19 protein-coding genes and 3 pseudogenes are annotated in these 21603 nt (G+C 63.1%); 11 read left to right on the plus strand and 11 right to left on the minus strand.

The window, feature by feature from the left end; translation table 11 throughout:
- Window positions 1–53: 53 nt before the first annotated feature.
- Window positions 54–863 (plus strand): oxepin-CoA hydrolase, alternative type, encoded by an 810-nt coding sequence (locus AC1DN0_RS18145; RefSeq protein WP_477145886.1) that lies wholly within the window; start codon window positions 54–56, stop codon window positions 861–863.
- Between the two features lie 71 nt (window positions 864–934).
- On the opposite strand, the gene AC1DN0_RS18150 is transcribed toward AC1DN0_RS18145, so the two are convergent.
- The 4 genes from AC1DN0_RS18150 to AC1DN0_RS18165 form a co-directional block, all read right to left on the minus strand.
- Window positions 935–1936, minus strand: coding sequence for a Bug family tripartite tricarboxylate transporter substrate binding protein (locus AC1DN0_RS18150; protein ID WP_477111837.1), 1002 nt, complete (start codon window positions 1934–1936; stop codon window positions 935–937).
- 104 nt (window positions 1937–2040) lie between these two features.
- Window positions 2041–3972, minus strand: a complete 1932-nt coding sequence (locus tag AC1DN0_RS18155; protein WP_441629660.1) for an acyl-CoA synthetase — start codon at window positions 3970–3972, stop codon at window positions 2041–2043.
- 2 nt (window positions 3973–3974) lie between these two features.
- Entirely contained in the window at window positions 3975–4766 is a 792-nt protein-coding gene (locus AC1DN0_RS18160; RefSeq protein WP_441629661.1) for an enoyl-CoA hydratase/isomerase family protein, read from the minus strand.
- 28 nt (window positions 4767–4794) lie between these two features.
- Window positions 4795–5979 (minus strand): acetyl-CoA C-acyltransferase, encoded by a 1185-nt coding sequence (locus AC1DN0_RS18165; RefSeq protein WP_477145887.1) that lies wholly within the window; start codon window positions 5977–5979, stop codon window positions 4795–4797.
- A gap of 354 nt (window positions 5980–6333) precedes the next feature.
- Between AC1DN0_RS18165 and AC1DN0_RS18170 the strand changes: the two genes are divergently transcribed.
- From AC1DN0_RS18170 to AC1DN0_RS18185, 4 genes are all read left to right on the plus strand, one after another.
- A complete protein-coding gene (locus tag AC1DN0_RS18170; protein ID WP_441629663.1) occupies window positions 6334–6813 on the plus strand; it encodes an SRPBCC family protein in 480 nt (159 codons plus the stop codon).
- Window positions 6814–6875: 62 nt separating this feature from the next.
- Window positions 6876–7415 (plus strand): 2Fe-2S iron-sulfur cluster-binding protein, encoded by a 540-nt coding sequence (locus AC1DN0_RS18175; RefSeq protein WP_477143402.1) that lies wholly within the window; start codon window positions 6876–6878, stop codon window positions 7413–7415.
- Between the two features lies 1 nt (window position 7416).
- Window positions 7417–9792 (plus strand): xanthine dehydrogenase family protein molybdopterin-binding subunit, encoded by a 2376-nt coding sequence (locus tag AC1DN0_RS18180; protein WP_441629665.1) that lies wholly within the window; start codon window positions 7417–7419, stop codon window positions 9790–9792.
- Window positions 9789–10649, plus strand: a complete 861-nt coding sequence (locus AC1DN0_RS18185; RefSeq protein ID WP_441629666.1) for an FAD binding domain-containing protein — start codon at window positions 9789–9791, stop codon at window positions 10647–10649. The genes AC1DN0_RS18180 and AC1DN0_RS18185 overlap by 4 nt, the downstream gene beginning before the upstream one ends.
- Window positions 10650–10670: 21 nt before the next feature.
- Here the strand turns inward: AC1DN0_RS18185 and AC1DN0_RS18190 are convergent, their stop codons facing one another.
- Both AC1DN0_RS18190 and AC1DN0_RS18195 read right to left on the minus strand, forming a co-directional pair.
- Window positions 10671–11399 (minus strand): TetR/AcrR family transcriptional regulator, encoded by a 729-nt coding sequence (locus AC1DN0_RS18190; RefSeq protein ID WP_477145888.1) that lies wholly within the window; start codon window positions 11397–11399, stop codon window positions 10671–10673.
- 124 nt (window positions 11400–11523) lie between these two features.
- On the minus strand, window positions 11524–12075 hold the full coding sequence (locus AC1DN0_RS18195; protein WP_441629668.1) for a TetR/AcrR family transcriptional regulator: 552 nt from the start codon (window positions 12073–12075) through the stop codon (window positions 11524–11526).
- A gap of 565 nt (window positions 12076–12640) precedes the next feature.
- Between AC1DN0_RS18195 and AC1DN0_RS18200 the strand changes: the two genes are divergently transcribed.
- Window positions 12641–14020 carry an amidohydrolase gene (locus tag AC1DN0_RS18200; RefSeq protein WP_477103858.1) on the plus strand — a complete coding sequence of 460 codons (1380 nt, stop codon included), beginning with the start codon at window positions 12641–12643 and terminating at the stop codon, window positions 14018–14020.
- 94 nt (window positions 14021–14114) lie between these two features.
- Here AC1DN0_RS18200 and AC1DN0_RS18205 read toward each other — a convergent pair whose 3' ends face one another.
- Both AC1DN0_RS18205 and AC1DN0_RS18210 read right to left on the minus strand, forming a co-directional pair.
- Window positions 14115–14507 (minus strand): hypothetical protein, encoded by a 393-nt coding sequence (locus AC1DN0_RS18205; RefSeq protein ID WP_441629670.1) that lies wholly within the window; start codon window positions 14505–14507, stop codon window positions 14115–14117.
- A gap of 193 nt (window positions 14508–14700) precedes the next feature.
- Window positions 14701–14943, minus strand: a pseudogene (locus AC1DN0_RS18210) (Tn3 family transposase); the annotation flags it as partial.
- A gap of 272 nt (window positions 14944–15215) precedes the next feature.
- Here AC1DN0_RS18210 and AC1DN0_RS18215 point away from each other — a divergent pair.
- The 4 genes and pseudogenes from AC1DN0_RS18215 to wrbA all read left to right on the plus strand — a co-directional run.
- Window positions 15216–15497 (plus strand): annotated as a pseudogene (locus tag AC1DN0_RS18215) (carboxyl transferase domain-containing protein); the annotation flags it as partial.
- A 15-nt stretch (window positions 15498–15512) separates the two neighbouring features.
- A pseudogene (locus tag AC1DN0_RS18220) lies at window positions 15513–15857 on the plus strand (carboxyl transferase domain-containing protein); the annotation flags it as partial.
- A gap of 427 nt (window positions 15858–16284) precedes the next feature.
- Window positions 16285–17235 carry a ring-cleaving dioxygenase gene (locus AC1DN0_RS18225; RefSeq protein ID WP_477145892.1) on the plus strand — a complete coding sequence of 317 codons (951 nt, stop codon included), beginning with the start codon at window positions 16285–16287 and terminating at the stop codon, window positions 17233–17235.
- Window positions 17236–17252: 17 nt separating this feature from the next.
- A complete protein-coding gene (wrbA, locus tag AC1DN0_RS18230) occupies window positions 17253–17879 on the plus strand; it encodes an NAD(P)H:quinone oxidoreductase (RefSeq protein ID WP_441629671.1) in 627 nt (208 codons plus the stop codon).
- A gap of 91 nt (window positions 17880–17970) precedes the next feature.
- Here the strand turns inward: wrbA and AC1DN0_RS18235 are convergent, their stop codons facing one another.
- The 3 genes from AC1DN0_RS18235 to AC1DN0_RS18245 form a co-directional block, all read right to left on the minus strand.
- A complete protein-coding gene (locus AC1DN0_RS18235) occupies window positions 17971–18363 on the minus strand; it encodes a hypothetical protein (RefSeq protein ID WP_441629672.1) in 393 nt (130 codons plus the stop codon).
- A 1-nt stretch (window position 18364) separates the two neighbouring features.
- Window positions 18365–19273, minus strand: a complete 909-nt coding sequence (locus tag AC1DN0_RS18240) for a tryptophan 2,3-dioxygenase (RefSeq protein WP_441629673.1) — start codon at window positions 19271–19273, stop codon at window positions 18365–18367.
- Between the two features lie 175 nt (window positions 19274–19448).
- Window positions 19449–20567, minus strand: coding sequence for an iron-containing alcohol dehydrogenase (locus AC1DN0_RS18245; protein WP_441629674.1), 1119 nt, complete (start codon window positions 20565–20567; stop codon window positions 19449–19451).
- Window positions 20568–20827: 260 nt separating this feature from the next.
- Here AC1DN0_RS18245 and AC1DN0_RS18250 point away from each other — a divergent pair, with 260 nt between their 5' ends.
- Window positions 20828–21511, plus strand: coding sequence for a nitroreductase (locus AC1DN0_RS18250; RefSeq protein ID WP_441629682.1), 684 nt, complete (start codon window positions 20828–20830; stop codon window positions 21509–21511).
- Window positions 21512–21603: the final 92 nt, after the last annotated feature.

The raw sequence follows: 21603 nt of genomic DNA on the forward strand, positions 1-21603 counted from the left end.
GCGCAACAGACTGCCGGCTGATCGGGCCTCTCTCCACTGACAGACTTCACGACATGACCACATTTTCCTCTTTGCTGCAGCGCACGGAAGGCCGCGTGCTGGTGCTCACCATCAACAATCCCGGCAAGCGCAACGCCATCGCGGCCGATCTCTATGACAACATCCGCGCCGCGCTGGCCGCTGCTGCGGAAAATCCGGAGATTGGCGCGATCGTACTAACTGGCGCCGACAACTACTTCTGTGCAGGCGGCGACCTGGAACTGATCAGCAAGCGGCGGGAACTGACCTATGAGGAGCGCATCGAGCGCCTGGCGCACTTGCACGACGTGGTGTGCAAGCTGCGCGACTTTCCCAAGCCGATCGTGGCAGCGGTCGAAGGCGGCGCGGCGGGTGCGGGCTTCTCGCTGGCATTGGCCTGCGACCTGCTTGTGGCATCCGCCAGCGCAGCCTTCTCGATTGCCTATGTGAAGGTGGGGCTGACGCCGGATGGCGGCATTACGGGCCTGCTGGCGCAAAGCCTGTCGCGGCAGGTGCTGACGCAGCTGGCGTTGACCGGCGATCGCATCACGGCGGAGCAACTGCAGCACTTCGGGGTCGTCAACCAACTGGTTGAAGCGGGACAGGCCGGCGCGGCGGCGATCGCGCTGGCGGACAGGCTTGCGCAAGGGCCACAGCAGGCCATGGCATCGATCAAGACGCTGTGCCGGCATGCCCATGAGCGCACGCTCGACGATCAGCTGGAAGCCGAACGGATCGCGATGGCCGTGGCCCAGGGCGGCGCCGAAGCCGCCGAAGGCATTGCTGCATTTCTTGGGAAGCGGCCCGCCGATTTTGCCAGCCTGCGCCGCGGCGATGCGGCGTAGCCGTGCCACCGCTGGCTGACCGCATTGCTACCGGGGCCTCCACCAGGCCCCAACCAGGCCCCAACTAGGCCTTATTGCCCCGCAAGCTTCAGGCTTTTGGCAATGCGGGTCAGTTTGGCGTGTTCGCTGTTCAGGAAGGCTTGCGCCTGGGCCATGGTCATTGGCTCAATCGCGCGCTGAAGGTTGACAGTGCGGCGGGTACGGTTCTCGGGGCTCGCCACCCAAGCATTCATGGCCTCCACCACGCGTGCCGTCACAGCGTCTGTTGTCTCCGGCGCGGCCAGCACGCCTGCCCACTGGCTGTATTCGAAATCGGCCAGGGCCTTGTTTTCAGCCAGCGCGGGCACATCGGGCAATGACGGATGCCGGGCCTTGCTGGCGACCCCGATCGGCTTGAAGCGGCCGGCCTTGATCATGCCGTAAGTCGGACCCCCCATGGGAATGAAGGTCAGGTCTACCTGTGAACCGGCGATGTCGCTGCTGACCGGCGCCGCGCCTTTGTATGGCACCTCCAGGAAGCGCACGCCGGTGCGGGCCTGGAAGTCGGCGCCGACCAGGTGGGGCGCCGAGCCGGGGCCCCAGTGTGCCAGCGACAGGGGACGGTTCTTCGGGTTCTTCGCGTAGACAATGACCTCGTCGACGTTCTTGAACGACAACGAGGGATTCGAGACCAGGATGAAATCCGAGATCCCGCTTAAGCCCGCCAGCCTGAACTTCTCCGGCGAATACCTAGCCGACGCAATGGTGAGCGGCGCGACCAGGAAGTCAATGCCGGTCGTGCCCAGCAACGTGTAGCCATCGCTGGCGCTGCGCAGTACGTTCATCGCGCAGATCGAGCCGCTTGCGCCCGGAAGGTTGTCGGCAATGACGCTCTGGCCCAGGCTCCGCTTCATCACGACGGCTGCTGCGCGAATCGATTCGTCCGCCGGACCTCCAGCGGGAAATGCGACCTTGACGACAATCGGCTTGCTCGGAAAGGGCGCTTGCGCTCGCAGCCAGGATGGGGCAAGCAGCGCCGGCGCGGCGCCGCAGGCAGCCTGCAGCAGGCGCCGGCGCGAAAGCTGGATTGTCATAGTTGTCTCCTTGATGGATTCGGCGAGCCGGCATGCCGGGCACGAGGCGCTGCCGGCATGCCACTCGCACTGCCTCTGGCGAGGCCCTGTTTTATAGGAATGGGCTACTCGTACACCACCGCGTACTTGATCGTCAGCGTCGTGAACGCTTTGCCGATGGTGGCTACCGCGACCTCCCTTTCTTCGTGGCCCAGGGTGGCGGGCAGCACCAGCGTGGACAAGATGCCCTGGTCCCCGCGATCCTCGATGCGGATATCGACAAGCGGAACTGGTGTGTCCGCCTTGACCTCGGCAAGCATCTGCCGCTGCGCTCGCAGTACCGCGTCAGTGCGCAGTGTGTTCTTCTGGATCTTGCCGACAGCAGTCTTTGGGACGGCATCGACCACGTAGAACTGCTTGGGCACGGCGGCGCGCTCCGGGATCACCTCATAGGCGTAGTGCTTGATGCGGCCGATCGGGAAGGTGCTGCCCGGCTTGAGCGCGATATACGCGACCGGCAGTTCGCCGGCATGCGCGTCCGGCAGGCCGACGGCGGCGGCATCGAATACCTCGGGGTGCCGATACAACGCTTCTTCGATCATGCGCGGATCGATATTGTTGCCGCCGCGGATGATCAGGTCCTTGGCCCGGCCGGTCAGCCAGAAGTAGCCATCCTCGTCCACATAGCCCAGGTCACCGGTATTGAACCAGCCGCCCTCGAACCAGATGCTCTGGTTCTGCTCCGGGTTCAGGTAGCCGGCGAAGATGTTGGGTCCGCGCACCACCACAATGCCAGGCTCGCCCGGTTCGCACTCGCGCTGGATCCGTCCACCGGCAGCCTTGACGACCCTCATCTCCTGGTAGGCCATGGGAAGGCCGATGGAGCCGATGCGCCGCTCGCCATAGCGCGGGTTGGTTGCGCTCAGCGCTGTGCCTTCGGTCAGACCATAGCCTTCGAAGATCATCGCCCCGGTCTTCTGCTCGAACGCCTCGGCGACGGCCACCGACAGCGGCGCCGTACCGCAGCTCGCCGCCTTGAGAGAGCTGATGTCAGCGTCGCCGATCGGAATGTTCAGGGCCATGTTCACCACGCTCGGCACCATGCCCAGCGCGGTGACCCCGAAGTGATCGACGATCTGCCAGAGATTGCGGATGACGGAAGGATCGCGCCAACCGCTGGACGTCAGCAGCACGACCGATGCGCCACGGGCGAGCGGCATCAGGCAATTGGTGAGCACGCCCGTAACATGGAACATCGGCACGCCGCAGACGCGCACGTCGTCTGGCTGGACGTCGATCTGCATCGCGCTTACCCAGGCCATCGCCACCTCGTTGCCATGGGTGTGGAGCGCAAGCTTGGGCGTGCCGGTGGTGCCACCGGTATGGAACATCGAGGCGGTATCCTGCGGCGAGAAGACCCGCTTGCTGTCGAGCGCATCGCCCTGGAAGCGGGAGATCTCGGTGTCGAGATCGACAATCCCTTCCTCGCTCGCCGTGCCCCCGCCGGCCTTGATCCAGTGCCGTACGTCGGGCAGATCGCGCCGCACCAACATGGCCTTGTTCCAGGCCTCAATATCCGCGTCGGGACCATAGGCGATCACCGCCTTAGCGCCAGCATTGCGCAGCAGTGCCGCGATAATCTCCGGCTCCAGCATCCAGTTGACCGGGCAGGCAATGCCCGTCGCCTCGCTGCCCCAGAGCGCGTGCTGCGACTCCGGTGTCACCGGCATCAGCACCCCGATGACATCATCGGGGCCCAGGCCCAGCGAGTGCAGCAGGTTGGCGGTCTGCGTGATGCGCCCGAACAGCTGCGCATGGGTAATGGAGATTGCCTTGCCCAGCTCGTCTCCGGAGGCGAAGTAGTGCAGGGCGGGAGCTTCCGGCGCACGGTCGCGCGCCAGGCGCAGCAACTCGTAGGTGCTGTGAGGCAGCTGACGGTCGGCAAGGGGCGTCTGCTCGAAATGCCTGATATCGGCGAGCGACGTCACTTGCAGACGCGGCTGGTAGGGATCGACCTGACCAGGGCTGGCCTGCATTCGTGTGTTGAACTGGGTCATGGTCAGGTTCCCTGGTAGACTGGACGGCGCTTGTTCAGGAACGCCTCGCCGCCTTCGTGCATATCGTCAGTGCTGAACAGCGTGGCAAAGGCAAGCTGCTCCAGCATCAGCGCCGTTTCGAGATTCGCGTCCTGGCCGTTGTTGATCATCAGCTTGGCCATGGCAATGGAGTGCGGCGATTTCTCGGCGATGCGTTGCACATAGGTCTTCGCTTCCTCCAGCACCTGGCTGGCGGGCACCACCTTGTTGACGAGTCCGATGCGGTAAGCCTCGTCCGCCTTGATGATTTCGCCGGTAAAGATCATTTCCTTGGCGCGTGTTGCCCCGACCAGCCGGGTCAGCCGTTGGGTGCCGCCACGCCCCGGAATCAGGCCTACGTTCGTTTCGGTCTGGCCGAGCAGGGCATTGTCCGCGGCCACGCGCAGGTCGCACGCCATGGCCAGCTCCAGGCCGCCCCCAAAGCACGGTCCTGCAATGGCTGCGATCACGGGGATGGTGCTGTGGTGAATCAGCGCCCACAGGTCGGGCGCACCGCTGGTCGGGACGAAGGCCTCGATCGGGCGGCGTGCGAGCATCTCGGGAATGTCGCCCCCGGCGACGAACGCCTTGGTACCGCCCCAGAGGACGATGCCGCGAACGGTCCGGTCGGCCATCAGCGAGGACAGCGCCGCGTATAGGTCAGTGCGAAGTGTTGTGTTGAGGGCGTTGTACTTCTCCAGCCGATTCATGGTGACGACGGCACAGGGGCCGTCCCGGTCCACGAAGACGGTTTCGTACTCGGTGATATTGCTCATCTGGTGTCTCCTGTTTTTTGGGGTTCGTTCAGTGAATGAACTCGAAGAGCCCGGCTGCGCCCATGCCGCCGGCTGCGCACATGGTCACGACGCCATACTTGGCCTTGCGGCGACGCCCTTCGAGCAGGATATGGCCGACCTGGCGTGCGCCAGTCATGCCATACGGATGACCGATGGCGATGGCGCCGCCGTTGACGTTGACGCGCTCCAGCGGCAAGCCCAGTTGGTCGATGCAATACAGCGCCTGGCAACCGAACGCCTCGTTGAGTTCCCACAGGTCGATGTCGTCGATGGAGAGCTCGTTGCGCTCCAGCAGGCGCGGGACCGCACGGACCGGGCCGACACCCATTTCGTCCGGCTCGACGCCCGCGGTGGCCAGGCTCACGAAATACCCCAGGGGTTCGAGGCCGCGCCGTTCCGCTTCGCGCTCAGACATCACGACCAGCGCCGCGGCGCCGTCCGACAACTGGCTGGAATTTCCGGCCGTGACCTGGTAACCCTCGCCCTTCACGGCGGGCAGCACGCGCAGCTTTTCCAGCGTGGTGTCGGCGCGGGCACCTTCGTCAGCCTCGAGCAGGAAATCCACCATGGAGGTCTCGCCGGTCTCCTTGTTTGTCACTGACTTGATTGATGCGAGGGAAACAATCTCTTCAGCGAAACGGCCTGCCTTCTGTGCTTCGACGGTCAACTGCTGGCTACGCACCGAGAACTCGTCGGCGCGCTCTCGCGACATGCCATAGCGCTTGGCTAGGATCTCCGCGGTATCGATCATGTGTAGATAGACATCGGGGCGATTCTGTGCGAGCCAGGCCTCTTGCTGGGCGACCTTGAGCGTGACCGGCTGCGACAGGCTGATGGACTCGACGCCGCCCGCCACCATCACCGGCACCTTGTCGATCAAGACGCGCTGCGCGGCAAAGGCGACCGCCTGCAGGCCGGACGCACAKAAGCGAGTCAGCGTGGTGCCGCTCACGGACACGGGCAGTCCAGCGCGGATGCCGCCTGCGCGGGCAACGTTGCCACCGGTGGCGGCGATGGGTTGGCCGCAGCCAAAGATGATGTCTTCGACTTCCCCGCCGTCGATTCCCGCGCGCTCGACGGCATGGTGGATGACGTGGCCTGCCATGGTCGCCCCATGGGTCATGTTGAATGCGCCTCGGCTGGCTTTGCCGATCGGGGTGCGGGCATACGAAACGATTACTGCGCGAGACATGGATTCTCCTTTGGTGTGGATGGATGCAGACACCCTCAGTCTGCCAGGTCAAATATAGACGGTGGATACATTAAACGGTGCATCATTCATTGGAACGAACGAACAGACGGCAGCGATGAACGTTTCAGGTACCTTGCCGCGCCGCTTTGTCCAAAATTCTCTTTGCGCCCGCTCAGTGTATCCACTGTCTACATCGTAGGCGGGCGAACTTGGCAACGTCAAGAATTCGTGAGCATTGTTCGGGTTTACCTGCCTCCCCATCTCTTGACGGTCCCCAACACGCTCTCTAGGATATAGACACTGACTATATTGACGTTGGGCCGAAAGGGGCGATACAAAACGGAGGGGTAGAAATTGGAATTCACTGGTGAAACAGTCATCAAGGCGTCCAGGGAAGAGGTCTGGAAGCGGTTGAATGATCCGGCTACGTTCCAGCAATGCTTGCCGGGATGCGAGCAATACCTGCAGGGCGATGACGGCGGCTATGACGCGGTAATCGTCGCCGCTGTCGGGCCGATCAAGGCGCGTTTCAAGGGCACGGCCCGCTTCTCCGACCACAGGGAGGGCATTGGTTATCACATCGAGGGCAGCGGCAGTGGTGGCATCGCGGGCTTCGGCAAGCTGGGCGCCGACGTCCGGCTGGAAGTCGTCGAAGGCGGCACGGCCCTGCATTACGTTGCCGCAGCGCAGATGGGAGGGAAACTGGCACAGATCGGATCCCGCCTGGTCGGCGCCGTGGCGAACAAGTTCCTAGCGGAGTTCTTTTCCCGCTTTGAAAAGCTGGTGAGTCTTGAGGAAGGTGGGGGCAGCTCCCTTGCGTCGTCCCCTGACTAGGCTCGGCCGGCCAGGGAAGATCAGCTCTTTTTTTTCTTCCATAGTATGATAATCATAATACTATGACTGTGAAGCCCGGCGCTGATGCCGGCGGGGCAAACGGAGACACAGAGGCGACAGTGAAAATAGAGAACACTATCAATGGCGTGAGCGGCACAACAGAGATCGAGCCGAGGCGGCTCCTGGTGCATTTGCTGCGGGACCAGAAACGCCTGACCGGCGTCCACATCGGTTGTGACACCTCGCAGTGCGGCGCCTGCACGGTGCTGATCGACGGAACGACCGCGAAGTCGTGCACCGTACTTGCTGCCCAGACCGATGGCTGCGAGCTCCATACTATCGAAGGGATGGACAACGATCACACGACGACCGTCCTGAAGGAAGCCTTCAACGAGCTGCATGGTCTCCAGTGTGGATTCTGTACCCCGGGAATGCTGCTTGCGGCACGCGCGCTCCTTGCACATCAGGCAGCGCCTTCCGAACACGAAGTCAGGGAAGCGCTGCACGGCAACCTGTGCCGCTGCACCGGGTACCAAAACATTGTCGACGCAGTGCTGCTCGCCGCGACGAGGCTGCAGTCCGCTTCCCGTGAGGAGGATTGAGATGAGCGAAGCACAGAACGGTAGTGCGACCAAGTACATCGGCAAGTCCGTCAGGCGCCGTGAAGACAAGCGGTTGATGAGCGGTCGGGGCAAGTTCACCGATGACCATCAGTTCCCGGGAATGGTCTTCGCGGCCTTCGTCAGGTCGCCCTTTGCTCACGCCAACGTACGCGGCATCGATACGGCGGACGCGCGGGCACTGCCTGGCGTGATCGGCGTACTGACCTACGCCGACCTCCGGGGCAAGGTCGGCGACATCCGGCCGAACTGGGTCGTGGGCAACTCGAAGGTGCCGCCGCATCCTCCCCTTGCCGCCGACCGCGTGCGATACGCCGGAGAGGCCGTGGCGTTGGTGGTGGCACAGACGCGCGAGATCGCGGCGGATGCCGCCGAGCTTGTCACGGTCGACTACGAGGAGCTTCCGACAGTCGTCGACGCGGAAGCTGCGCTGACTGCGTCGGCGCCCCAGCTCCACGACAATGTCCCCGGCAATCGCATTGGCGTCTTCCGGCAAAAGGGTGGCAACTACGAGGAGGCGGTGAAGCAAGCTGACCGGGTCGTGTCGATCCGGCTGGTCAACCAGCGGCTGATACCCAGTCCCCTTGAGCCTCGGGCCCTTTGTGCGAACTTCGATCCCATTGAAGAGCGCCTGACGTTTATCGTCCCCACGCAGGTCCCGCATATGTCGCGGCGTTGGCTGGCGGAAACGCTCAGGTGGCCGGAACACCGGATCCGGCTGGTGGCGCCGGATATCGGCGGCGGCTTCGGCGCGAAAATGCACTTCTATGCGGAAGAGGTGCTGGTGGCGTTCGCATCCCGGCACTTCGGCCTTCCGGTCAGCTGGACCGAGACGCGCAGCGAGAACCATGTTGCGACCACGCACGGCCGTGCGCATACGGAATACGTGGAAGCACCTGTCACCAGGGACGGCAAGGTGCTGGGAATCAGGTTGCGATCGTTCGCCAATCTCGGCGCCTATCTCTCCAATATGGCGACCGGCATCCCTACCATCAACACGGCCAACTACATCACGGGAAACTACCAGATATCGTCGGTCGACACGGAGGTCCATCTGGTGACGACCAACACCACGCCGGTCGACGCTTATCGGGGCGCCGGACGGCCGGAAGCCGCCTATATCATCGAGCGGCTGATGGATGCGGTGGCCGGGGAACTCGACATCGATCCGGTCGAACTGCGACGCCGCAACCTGGTGCGGGCGGATCAGTTCCCTTACCAGCCACACGACGGCGCGCGCGGCAAATGGGACTCCGGCGACTACGAGGCCTGCCTGACCAAGGCGACCAAGCTGATCGGCTACCAGCGTTGGCGGGAAGAGCAAGCGACGCTGCGTAAGCAGGGTAAATACATCGGCATCGGGGTGATCTGCTATCTCGAGCTCGTAGGAATGGGCATTTCGCCGATGCTGGAGAAGGTCGGCTTCGACCGGGGCGGCTGGGAGAGCGCGCATGTCCGCGTGCATTCCGATGGCAAGGTCACGCTTTTCAGCGGATCGATGCCGCAAGGCCACGGCCACGCCACGAGCTTTGCGCAGATCGTCGCGGAGGTCCTGCAACTGCCGATGGACGATATCGATGTCGTTCAGGGCGACACCGACCGCGTGCTGGCGGGCCATGGCACCTTCAATTCGCGGTCAATGCCCGTAGGGGGAAGCGCTGCCTATATGGCGGCGAGCAAAATCCTGGCAAAAGCACGCCGGATTGCCGGTCTCATGCTGGAGGTTCCTGAAGAGGAGGTTCACTATGCGGATGGCCAGTTCACAAGCGCAGCCAACCCCACCGTTATTCCCTTTGCGCGGGTCGCAAGAATGGCATATCTTGCGCACAAGCTGCCGAGGGACGTTGAAGCCGGCCTGGATGAACGCGTTTTCTATGAGCCGGCCGCCCTGGGAGCGCCGAACGGTTGCCATGCAGTTGTCGTGGAGGTCGATGCGGAGACCGGCACGGTGACGATTCTCGACTATGTGGCGGTGGATGACGTTGGCGTCATGATCAATCCCATGCTCTGCCACGGCCAGATGCACGGCGGGATCGCGCAAGGCATCGGCCAGGCCTTGTTCGAAGAGGCCAAATATGACGAGGCCGGGCAACTGCTTTCGGGTTCGCTGCTCGACTATGGATTCCCGCGCATCGAGCAGATACCTCGCATGCGCACCGGTTTCCACGTTTCTCCGGCGCCGTCCAACCCGCTGGGCGCGAAGGGGATCGGTGAGGCCGGTTGCGTAGGGGCGCCGCCCGCGATCGTCGCGGCGGTATGCGATGCATTGAAGCCATTCGGCATATCCCATCTCGATATGCCCCTAACGCCGCCAAAGATCTGGCGTGCGATTCACGAGACGAGCCGGAGTGCGACATGATTCCCTACGAAGTCGAGTACCTCAGGGTGGGCAGTGTGCAACAGGCGATCTCCGTGCTGGCGCAGAACCCCGACGCCAAGATCCTTGCCGGCGGCCATACGCTGCTGCCGATGATGAAACTGAGACTGGCCAGGCCGGCCTTACTGGTCGATATCGGCCGCCTGCCTGAACTCCGTGGCATCGCGGTACATCAGGATGGCATCTCGATCGGCAGCGCGACGACGCACGCCGAACTGGAAGCGAGCTCGGAACTTAAGCAGCTGGCACCGCTGTTTCCGCTCGCCGCGAGCGTGATTGCCGATCCGACGGTCAGGAACCGCGGGACGATCGGCGGAGCGCTCGTGCACGCCGACCCTTCGGCCGACTGGCCGGCTGTAGTGCTTGCGGCCGGAGCCGAGATGGAGATAGCGGGCGCACAAGGCACGAGGCGCATCCCCGCGCATGAGTTCTTTGTCGACTTCATGTCTTCGGTCGTGCAGCCAGACGAAGTCCTGACGCGTATCCATGTGTTATTGCCGGCCGCAACGCGGGTCGCATACCGCAAGTTCAGGCATCCTTCGTCAGGTTACGCGGTGGCCGCTGCAGCGGTCGCGATCGGCGTGGTCAACGATAGCTACGCCTGGGGGCGGATCGGTATCACCGGCGTCGCCGACACGGCATTCCGCGCAACGGCGGCGGAGACATTGCTGGAAGGCAACTTCACCGACATTAGGGATAAGGCCGACGCCATCGTCGAGGCGGCATTCGCCAACGTGACCCCGCTGGAAGACAACTTTGCGGATGGCCCATACCGGCTTCAGCTGGGCAGGGTCATGCTGAAGCGGGCGCTTCTCGAAGCCCTCGAACCACGGGGCTGAAGTGTTGCAACGCCGGGAGGGCTACGACTGCACGGCGCTGCGTGGCCTTGCCCTTGGCTTGCTTGCGGCCGTATCCGAAGCGACTGCCGCCGCCTTCTTCTTCCCTGCCGCCAGCAGACCGGTCAGCACGAACTGCTGGACGCTCTGCCGCCATTGCGCGAGCGCGACTTTCGGACGTGGGCTCGGTCCGGTCGGCTTGGCACTGAAGAACATGCTGACGCCGTGCATGGCCGACCATGCGGAGCGCACCATCATGTCATCGAACTGCTCAGCCAGGTGGTTCTCCCGGAAGTAGTCCTGGACCGCGCCGGACAAGAGCTGGTAAGACGCATTGCCTGCTTCGAGCAGCTCGGGATACTTTTCCTTATCTTCGATCTGCGGCCCGAACATCAGGTAGAAGAGGGCCGGATTCCTGACGGCGAACTCGATGTAGCCGTCCATGACGGTGAGCAGCCGCGCCTCGGCAGTCATCTCAGGCGACAGCCGGGCCCGGCGCACGGCAACCAGTTCACGGAATCCTTCGGCGGCGATGGCGGCCAGCAGGCCCTCCTTGTCGGCAAACTGGTTGCGCGGCGCGCCGTGGGAAACCCCCGCGAGCTTGGCCGCGGAGCGCAGCGTCAGTCCGTGGACGCCCTTGTCGGCCAGGATCTCCCTGCCGCAGCGGATCATTTCTTCCCGCAGATTGCCATGGTGATAGYTTTGGCGAGCCGGGCGAGCCGGGCGGGTTGGGCGGGTCGTGGAAGTGGTCATCAGTGCGGTTCGCGGTGTCGTCAGGCCTCCATATTAGCGCCAACCCATCCCAGTCCCCTGACTCGCCGCGGCGCGTGCAACGGACGCGACGCATTTCGCCTTGGCTTGGCCGCAGGCCGCTGCGCTACAGCGATGACTGGAGAGCGTCCACGATCTCCGCGGACAGCGCTTCCGAGCGGACGGCGCGGGCCAGCACGAGGCCGCCAACCATCGAAGCGAGCGTGACGATCGCATCCTTGCGCGAAGCCTCATCATCCCCCCCCGCGACCAGTTCGATCAGCGACGCGACCCGCGCCTCGAAGCGCAGCCGCGTCTTGGCGTCAAGGCGGGAAACATCCGTGCCGAGCGCCGCGATCGCGCAACCCGATCCAGGGTTGTCGCGGTGCTTCTTGTTTACATAGGCGCGAACGATGGCGCCCTTGCGCTCAGGGGGCGGCGCGGCTCGCGCTGCCTGATCGAGCAACCCCATGGTCTGGTCGAAGGCGGCATCGATTGCCTCGGCAATCAAGGCGTCCTTCGACTCGAAGTGAGCGTAGAAGCCGCCGTGCGTCATACCGGCGCTCTTCATCAACTGCGCCACGCCGATGCCATTGACACCGTGCTTGCGGAATTGCGTCGAAGCCGCCTTGACGATGTGCTTGTGGGTTTCGGCTTTTTGGTCGTGTGAATAACGCATGGTCAGGGTGGGAAGAGTTCAAGAGCCTATTTGCCTCTGCAATATATAGCATTATGATTATCATGGCATCCAATTCTTTCTGGATGTCAACGCGCAGTGACGCGTATCCCGCACTCCCAATCTTGCCCTTAGGGATAGCATCGAGGGGAGGGTGGCGTGATCTTCCTTGACCCTGCCGGTTACCCTGTCTAGCATGTAGACAGCGGATACATTAGTGGTCGAGATAGAGGGATCGTCATGGAACTGCGGCATGGACATGGCGGCATCTTCTTGCGATATCGCTGTTTCTTCGCTTCGCGATATGACGATCATCATTTTGCGGGACCCGGGTGCCACTTCCCGCCGGCGCGGGCCTGTCGAGGGCGCTGATTCGGATTGGCCAAGGTAGTGCACAGGAGGAGGAATGGACGGCACACGACAGAAAAGGCTCAGATAACGATATGGAGGTATTCGCATGAAAACGCAGCAAGGAGGGAAGAAAGCCAGCAGCTTTTCTCGCGGCAGACTGCACCTGCATCCCGCAACACTGCCTGCATCAACCCAACAACAACGAAGGAGATCCCGCATGGCTGTCCGTCACACCGCATCCCGTTCCACCACCCTCATTGCTCTCGCCAGCGTCGCACTCGCCGCCGGCCTGCTCTGCAACGCCGCGCTGGCGCAGACCGCGCCGGCCCCTGCCAGCGCCGACACCCTGCACGTACAGATCGAAACGCGCGCCAAGGCCGTCGAAACCCAGCTCATCGCCTGGCGCCGCGACATCCACCAGCATCCGGAACTCGGCAACTACGAGACCCGCACCGCGGAGCTTGTCGCCGACCACCTGCGCAAGCTGGGCATGGAAGTGGAGACGGGCGTAGCCAAGACCGGTGTGGTGGGCGTGCTCAAGGGCGGCAAGCCTGGCCCGGTGGTGGCGCTGCGCGCCGACATGGATGCACTGCCGATCAAGGAACGGGGCGATGTGTCGTTCGCGTCCAAGGCCAAGGGTCTGTACTTGGGCAAGGAAGTCGACGTGATGCACGCCTGCGGCCATGACACCCACGTGGCGATACTGATGGCGGCAGCCGAGGTGCTCGCCGGCATGAAGGATCAGCTCCCGGGCACGGTCAAATTCATCTTCCAGCCGGCCGAGGAAAGTCCGGCAGACTTCGAACCCAACGGCTCCAATATGTGGGGCGCCAAGCAAATGGTGTCCGAAGGCGTGCTGGATAACCCGAAGGTCGATGCCATCTTCGGCCTGCACGTTACCAGCGGCATGGAATCCGGCAAGCTCGGCTGGCGCAGCGGTGCGTCGATGGCGGCGGCCGACCAGTTCTGGATCGACGTCAAGGGCCGTCAGGCGCACGGTGGGCGTCCGTGGGGCGGAATCGACCCGATCGTGGTGGCGTCGCAGATCGTGATGGGCCTGCAGACCATCCAGAGCCGCCAGGTCGATGCCATGCTGGAGCCGTCGGTGATCACCGTGGGTACCATCCACGGCGGCAACCGCATGAATATCGTGCCGGAGAAGGTCGAGATGATGGGCACCATCCGCACCTATGACGAAGGCATGAAGAAAGACATCCATGCCCGCATGAAGCGCACCACCGAGGCCATGGCAACCAGCGCTGGCGCCGAGGCCAACTTCCGCGTGGTGGAGCTGTACAACGCCACCATCAACCAGCCGGCCCTCACCGAGAAGATGGCGGCCACTTTGCAGCGGGTGGCTGGCGAAGGCAATTGGATGATCGCGCCCAAGCGGAGCGAATCGGAGGACTTCTCGTTCTACCAGGAGAAGGTGCCGGGGCTGTTCTTCTACCTCGGCGTGACGCCCAAGGGCCAGGATGTGAGCAAGGCGGCCTCCAACCACTCACCCGAGTTCCATGTGGATGAGCCGGCCCTGATCAACGGCGTGCGCGCGCTGTCCAACCTGACGGTAGACTACATGYTGATGGCGCAACGCTGAGCGCCCGGGGCCGTGCGCTGCAAGGCGGTCGTGGCGGCTACAACGGCGGTTCTTCCGCGTTGCCGCCCTCTTGGAGCCACCCCTCTCAAGGTGATTAAACGACACGTCCAGTCTTGATGACACGGGCGGTAGAAACATGCCGCAGTGCTACGCATCCGGCCATATAGCCTTTCTTCTTCGGTGCTTTCGGTCCCCGCGTATGTTTGCGCATCGCGCGGGGATCAACGTGCGCCGCGATCTTGATCAACTCGCGACCGACCTGAGCTGGGGTGAGGAGGTCATACGCCTGCCACACCTCGGGCGGCACCGCGATCATCATGCCAGCAAAAGTTGCCCGGATTTCGCTGGCTAGGTAATACGGTGAGAGCTCGATGTCGCTGGTATCCAGTTCATGCCGGATTCTCACCGCACTCGCAATCACGCTCAGTACGTTATACGCGAGCGCCGCCACGCCGAAGGCCAGCAGCGCCGCGCGCGGTTGGCTCAACGAGTGAATCTCACTAGTAAGAAGCGCTAAACAGCATGAGGCATCGGATCCACTTGACAGCCGAGATCGGCGAGGCGTTTGAGCAGGCGACGGGTGGTCTTGTCGACATGATGGCGGTCGAAGTAACGGAACCAAGGCGGCGTACTCAACGCCATCGTGGAGCATATGGTAGGCCGCGGTGAGCATGGAGGCACTGAACGTTGTGGAGGATGACCATGTTGGCGACCAGTTGGTTGTACTTGATCACCTTGCGCTGTTCGTGCCGCAGATTTTCGGCGATGATCCCGTCGCCACCAAACATCAACCACTGCGCGAAGTCATTGAACTGCTCACTCTTGTTCGTCGTGGCATGAATGGTACGCCGGAGCTCCGGCTCGTTCAGGTACTTCAGCAAGAACAGCGTGCGGATGACGCGGCCCAGTTCCCGGAACGCAAAGCCGTCGGCGAGCGCGTGAGCGCGGGGCAAACCATGATCGTGATCGAGAGTATGAAAATGCAACTCACCGCTGGAAGCGGCCGGCGATGGCATGGTCGCGGAAATTCCCTGTGCAAAGGGTGACTTGTTCGACCGGACGCGTTGCTGGTGCGGCTCGAAGCAGGGAAGGAGTAAGCATGCGCCGCATCGAATCCCGTATCAACACGCGTTCAGAGAGTTTCCAGGCCAACCGTGCGCACAACCTGCGCGTGCGCGCGGAATTCCTGGGGATGATGCAGGACGTCCGCCATCACCGGCCGGAGCGCGACATCAAGCGCCTACGCGACCAGGGCAAGCTGCTGGTGCGCGAGCGCTTGGACTTGCTGCTGGATCCCGGCACCCCGTTCCTGGAGTTGTCACCGCTCGCTGCCAATCATGCCAAGTATGACGCGCACATCAAGGGCACCGGCGTGGTCTCCGGCATCGGCGTGGTCAACGGCCGCGAAGTCATGGTGCTGGCCAACGACAGCACCATCAAGGGTGGTGCTGTCTATCTGCTCGGCGCAAAAAAATCCATCCGCGCGCTCAAGATCGCACTGGATGGCCCGCCGCTGGTAAAGGCCGCCACCGGCGAATACATCAGCGCGGCCGAACTGGGCGGCGCGGATGTGCACACGCGCATCTCGGGTACGGCCGACTACGCCGTTGACTCAGAAACCGCATCGCGCTGGCACGCGAAATCAGAGGAGCTATAAGGGATCATTCCCGACGACATCAAGAAGCAGTTCGACATGCGTGAGGTGATCGCGCGCCTGGTCGACGGAAGTTTGTTCCATGAATACAAGCCCGACTACGGCACCACGCTGGTATGCGGCTACGCTTATCTGTGGGGCTACAAGATTGGCATCCTCGCCAACAATGGCGTGCTGTTCAGCTAGGCTGCGCAGAAGGCCACCAGCTTCATGCAACCGTGCGACCGCGACGCTACTCAAGCAAGCTAGGAGGGATCTTGACGGGCTCACTAGATCCTTCAGATCGAGCATGGCATGGGGACTCGCCGGCCATTCCGGTGCCGGCGACTTTTGCGGGGGTAAGCGGGTGACGCCCGATCGTACTCCAACGCTGGCGCACACCGACACTCGGGCAAACCTTGGTGCCCTGCCGCGTCTGCGTCCCGACAGCGTCGGGAATTGCATCCCGCGCCACCTCGAGCACCGCGCCTCACAGGGCGGCATTGTCCAAGTTTGCAGAACCCTGCGTACAACCCGTGACGGCTGCCCAATCGGTATCTGCCGTCATAAGCTGTTGCACAGGAGCGGCTATGCGCTGTTTCTACATGCCTATTTCAAACTGGAGAGGACAATGTTAATGCTCAAGGGATTTCATCATCTGACCCTCGGCGTGAGGCACGCACAGGAGGATGTGGACTTCTACGTCAAGCTGCTCGGGCAGAGCCTCGTGAAGAAGACCGTGCTTCTCGACGGCGAGGATCCCATCTACCACCTTTACTATGGCAACGCGAATGGCGATCCAGGGACCCTTGTGACGTCGTTCCCGTTCCGGCAGCGGGGCGTCATGGCGCGTCCGGGATCGGGCCAGGTGCGGGTCATCAACTACTCGGTTCCCAAGGGCTCGCTCGAATTCTGGCGCCGCCGCTTCGATGCCATGGATGTGCCATATGACAGCGAGATCGTCGAGCGCTTCGGAGAGCGCCGCCAGCGGTTCCAACATCCGTGCGGCATCGAGTTCGATCTCGTCGAAACGGATCTCGATTCGCGTCCGGCTTGCGTGGCCAGCGATATCCCCGAAGCCCATGCCATCCGCGGCGTCCACAGCATCACGCTGTCGCTGCGGGAAGTCGCCGAATCGATCCGCTTCATGAGCGAAGCGATCGGTTTCCGGTACGCAGGCCAGGCGGGATCCTACTACCGCTTCGAGACGTACAACGGCCGCCCGGGCATGATCGTCGAGTTCCTGCATGAGCCGGACCGGCACCAGGGTTCGTCGATCTACGGCGAAGGCACGGTCCACCATGTGGCCTTCGCGGTGGACAACGTGGAGCAGCAGGCGATCCTGAAGGAGAGAATGTTTGCCCTGGGTTACATCGATACGTCCGAATCGGTGCACCGCAACTACTTCCGCTCGATGTACTTCAAGATGCCCGGCGGCGTGATGTTCGAGGCGACCACCACCGACATCGGCTTCGCGATCGATGAAGAGCCAGGCCATTTTGGCGAGGAATTTCAGCTCCCGCCCTGGCTGGCGGATCGCAAGGACGAGCTGCTGGGCCGGCTCGAGCCCATCTCTGTATGACGTTGCCGGGGATCACCATGCAAAAACCGAAAGTACTGATTGTTTTCTACTCACGAAACAGTTCCACCGAGATGCTGGCCAAGGCTGTCGCCGAGGGGGCCCTCGAGGCTGGCGCAGAAGTCCGCATGCGGCGTGTGCGGGAGGTTGTCGGCCCCGACGTCATGCGACAGGCGCCGGGCTGGCTCGAGAACGCCACGGAGATGAACGCGAAATACGAGGCGCCGACCGAAGCCGATGCTGAGTGGGCTGACGCCATCGTGTTCGGCACGCCGACGCGGTTCGGGTCGATCTCGGCCGAACTCAAGGCGTATATCGACGGGCTCGGCGGCCTCTGGTTCGCGGGAAAACTGAATGGCAAGGTGGGCTCGGTCTTCGGCTCGACGTCCTCGCGCCACGGCGGCAATGAAGCCACGCTGCTGGCGACCTACGCGCCCATGGCGCACCTGGGCCTGATCATCGTGCCGCTGGGCTATGCCGACGCGGCGATGTTCAAGGCCGGCACCCCGTACGGCGCGACTCACGTCTCGCACCGTGACGCCGTGAAGCCCGACGACGATCACCTGGCGGTTGCTCGGTTCCAGGGCCGCAGGGTGACGACCGTCGCCCGCGCCTTGCACGTCCAGCCGCAGCCCGTGGCAGCCTGAAAGTAAAAGCCTAATCGTAAAAAGGGGCGGAGACTCGCAGTCTCCGCCCGATTCCTGCATCGCCACAGGCCGATGACACGATGGCAACCGCTCAGGCTGGCGCAGTCTCCACGCAGCTTGCCATGGCATCGATCCGGCGCGATGGCGGTAGCAGGTCGTCCCATATCGACATGAACCCCAGATACGCCAGCCGCACCAGGTTAACAACCCAAAGCACATCGCCAAGGGCGAACGCGCATCCCGCGAGATACAGGGCTGGCGCGGAACGCGGCGTGCGGTCCAGTGCCTTCAACACGCCTTCAACGTGATGGCGTGCGGTCCGCTGGCATGCGGCATCGCGGCGGACCGCAATGCCGCCTCGTTCCTTCGCGATCCTGGTGCGACAGGCGGCAACAGGTCCTGCATCCCCGGCATGGTTGACGATCATGGACTCGAGCGCCGCGATTTTGTGATCGTAGACCGTTTCCATGACCGTCTTGAGCACGTCACTCCGTGGCCCGGGCATTTCCCTGTCCGCGAGCGTGCGGACATACCGCGGGCGGATCGCCGATGAAGCCGCGCGCAGACCAGAGTTCCGGGAACGGGATCTCGTTCATGGTCGGCAGAAGCCAGGCAATGCCCTCGGTGCCGAAGTAGGCCGGCCGGGCGCCGAACGTCCGGCGCGTTGCCATCAGGTGCAGGTGCTTCCACGCGGAGAATCCCTCGGCGATGTCGGCCAGCGTCTCGCCGAGCTGCTGCAGCTCCCGGTGCTCTTCCGGGTCGGCGTAGACCTCGCGCCAGACGTTCTCGACCACCTTGTCCGGCGTGTAGGGCACACTGAAATCGCGGTCGAGTACCACCGCCGGCACGGTGAAGCCCTTGCGGCTCAGGTGGGCGAGCACGTCGTCATACAGGCTCGGCTCTGCCAGCGCCTTGCTGAGTTGTGCCCAGCGCCGGGGCTGCGGCAGGAAGTGCTGCAGGTGCTCCCCCTGCTTGATGCCGAGCAGGTAGACCATCTGCCGGTACGTCCAGCCCTGGAGGGCGGTGTCCTTGCCGTACTTCGGGCCAACGCAGGACAGGATGGCGAGCAGGTCGACAGGCGTCATCCACGCGATGGAGCGCCATGTGGCATTGAGCGGCTCGTGGTGGGCGACGACGCGCCGCAGCGTCCGGCAGGCCCCGATCAGGTCATCGGCACGCAATTGCGCCTGCGCGGCTTGTATTTCCTTGATGATCAGCATCCAGTACAGCTCGGACACCTGCGCCGATACGATCCAGGCGTGCTCGCCGGGATGGTCGCTGACCGGGTGCTGCAGCGAGTGGAGCACGTCTGTCTGTAACCAGTCACTGTATGGCGTATGCCCGGCTGGCGTTCCGGCCGGCACCGGGGATGCGGGCTTGACGGTATCGTTCACTTTGGTCTCCTCGTGGTGGTGGTAGGGTCAGGCAAGTTTTGTGGAACGGCGACGGTCCGCTGCATCGACTCCATCTGCGTCAGGCCTGTTGCGGTGATCTGACGACTGGCCAGGGCATCGAGCGCGTGGCGCAGGCCGACGGGATGCGGGAAGGTGTCGGATGGCCGGCCGGTCATTACCACAGGCTCTCCAACAGCGCATCCAGCTTCGCGCCGGCATCCTCGCCAAGGTCGCCGACCTCGGAGGGATAGTTCTGCTTGAGCAGGGCCGCCATCTCGGGAAGCTTCGCCCGATCGAAATCGAGGTCGCCTAGCCGGCTCGGCAATTCCAGTGCGTCCACGGCTGCCTCAATGCGGTCAGCGAGGAATGCGGCGGGCGTGCGGATGCCACGGTCCGTGGAAAAAATCTCGAGCTTTCGGCCATAGGCGTCGGCGCAGGCGCGGATGACGGGCGCCAGCGCAATGCACGATGTCACGCTGTGCGGTACCCCAAACGTCCCGCCGAGGATGTGCCCGATGCGATGGCTCAGGCCGTAGATGACCGAAGCAGGATAGAAGTAACACTGCCACGCGGCGAGCTGAAGCTGCAAAAGGTCGTCGGTCGACACGTGGCCGCCCGCGATGGCCTCGGGCGTTTCGAGCTTGCGCGGCCACTTCTCCAGCACGGCAAGAAAGCGCTCCACGCCCCTGGCGGCCTGGATGGCGTGTGGGTGGTCCACGCCGACCCGGCGCATGCCTTCCACCGCATGGTCGATCCCCTTGATGGCCGAACTCAGCAGCAGCATACGTGGCGTGTCGACAATCATCCGGGGGTCGATCACCACCAGCCTGGGCGTCGTTTCGCGCACGGCATAACTGCGCTTGAACTTCCGGGGACCGTCCGTTTCCGTCACGCCGAAGTAGTGGGAGAACTCCGAACCCGACAGGGTCGTCGGAATCGCGGCAATGGGCAGGTAGCGGCCTGTCTGCTGGAAATGCTGGTAGGAGACTGCCTTTGCGGCGTCGAGTACAGAGCCGCCGCCGAGGGCGATGATCGATCCCGCATTGGCCTCGATGCAGGCACGCAGTCCGTCGCGTACGGCGAAATCGGGCACATGCGGCGGCAGGCCGGTGAAGGTGCCCACGCCGTCGCCGATGGCAGGCTGCAGGTACTCGCGGTTCAAGGCCTCAAGGAATTCCACGGTGAACGTCATCGGACGGCGGATGCCGTAGTTCCCCATGGAGGGGGCGACGGTTTGCAGCACTCCGTGTCCCCAGACAATCTCTTCCTGCGGCAAGCATTTCAACTGGTTCATTCCACTTCTCCACCATGTTTTCGTATGCGATCGGGGGCTCCGATCCCGAGTAGGAAGATAGGCGAATCGGGTTCGCGCGTGCGCGCGGGATTTGAGAACGGAGCGTCCAGGATTTTGGACGCCGCACATGTGCGTACGGGGGCCTGTCGTTCGTTGTTTCCGGACGAAGCTTTCAAGTTTTGCCGTCTTCACAAGGCAGGGGACGTGTCTATGATCCTTTCCACCGTAGCGACCCCCACCACGAGAACGGAGACATGAAGATGGAGGCAATCCAGATTACAGAAGCGCTGATTCGCGGACGCCACAGCAAGCGCGGCTTCCTTGACCAGCCGGTGCCGCTCGAGACTGTCAGGGACATCCTGTCGGTCGCGAAATACGCGCCGAGTTCGAGCAACACGCAGCCCTGGCGCTGCTATGTACTGACCGGAAAGGCTCGCGAGAAGATTGCGGGAGCCGCGGTCGAGGCGTATCGCGCCGATCCTGAGGGACTGGCTCCCGACTACCCGTTCTTTCCAAAGGAATTGCCGGCACCATTCTCGTCGCGCTTCAATACGTTTCGCGGGATGCTGGGCGATGCGCAGGGCGTGCACAGGAGCGATATCGTCGGGCGCCGGCGCGACGTCGAACGGCAGTTCCGGTTCTTCGATGCGCCAGTGGGACTGATCTTCACCATGGACCGGCGCCTGGAATGGGCCAGCTTCATCTGCTACGGCTGCTTTCTCCAGAACATCATGCTGGCCGCGCGCGCCCGGGGGCTGGATACCTGCCCGCAGCAGATCTGGTCGCTGCAATCGGCAGTGCTTCGTGAAGGCCTCGCCATTCCCGACGAGGAGATGGTCGTGGCCGGAATGTCACTCGGCTATGCAGACAACAATATTCCGGAAAACAACATGGCGCTTAGCAAGCTGGAACTGGACGAGTTCGTCTCGTTCGTCGATTGCTGACCCCCGGAACCGTCCGGGTCGCTCCTTGACCTGGAAAAGCACGAAGAAGCGATAGCCATCGTTAGCGAGTCTCGGCAAGTTGCGGAGATGTC

This window comes from Cupriavidus sp. 05N39 (genome assembly GCF_056397325.1).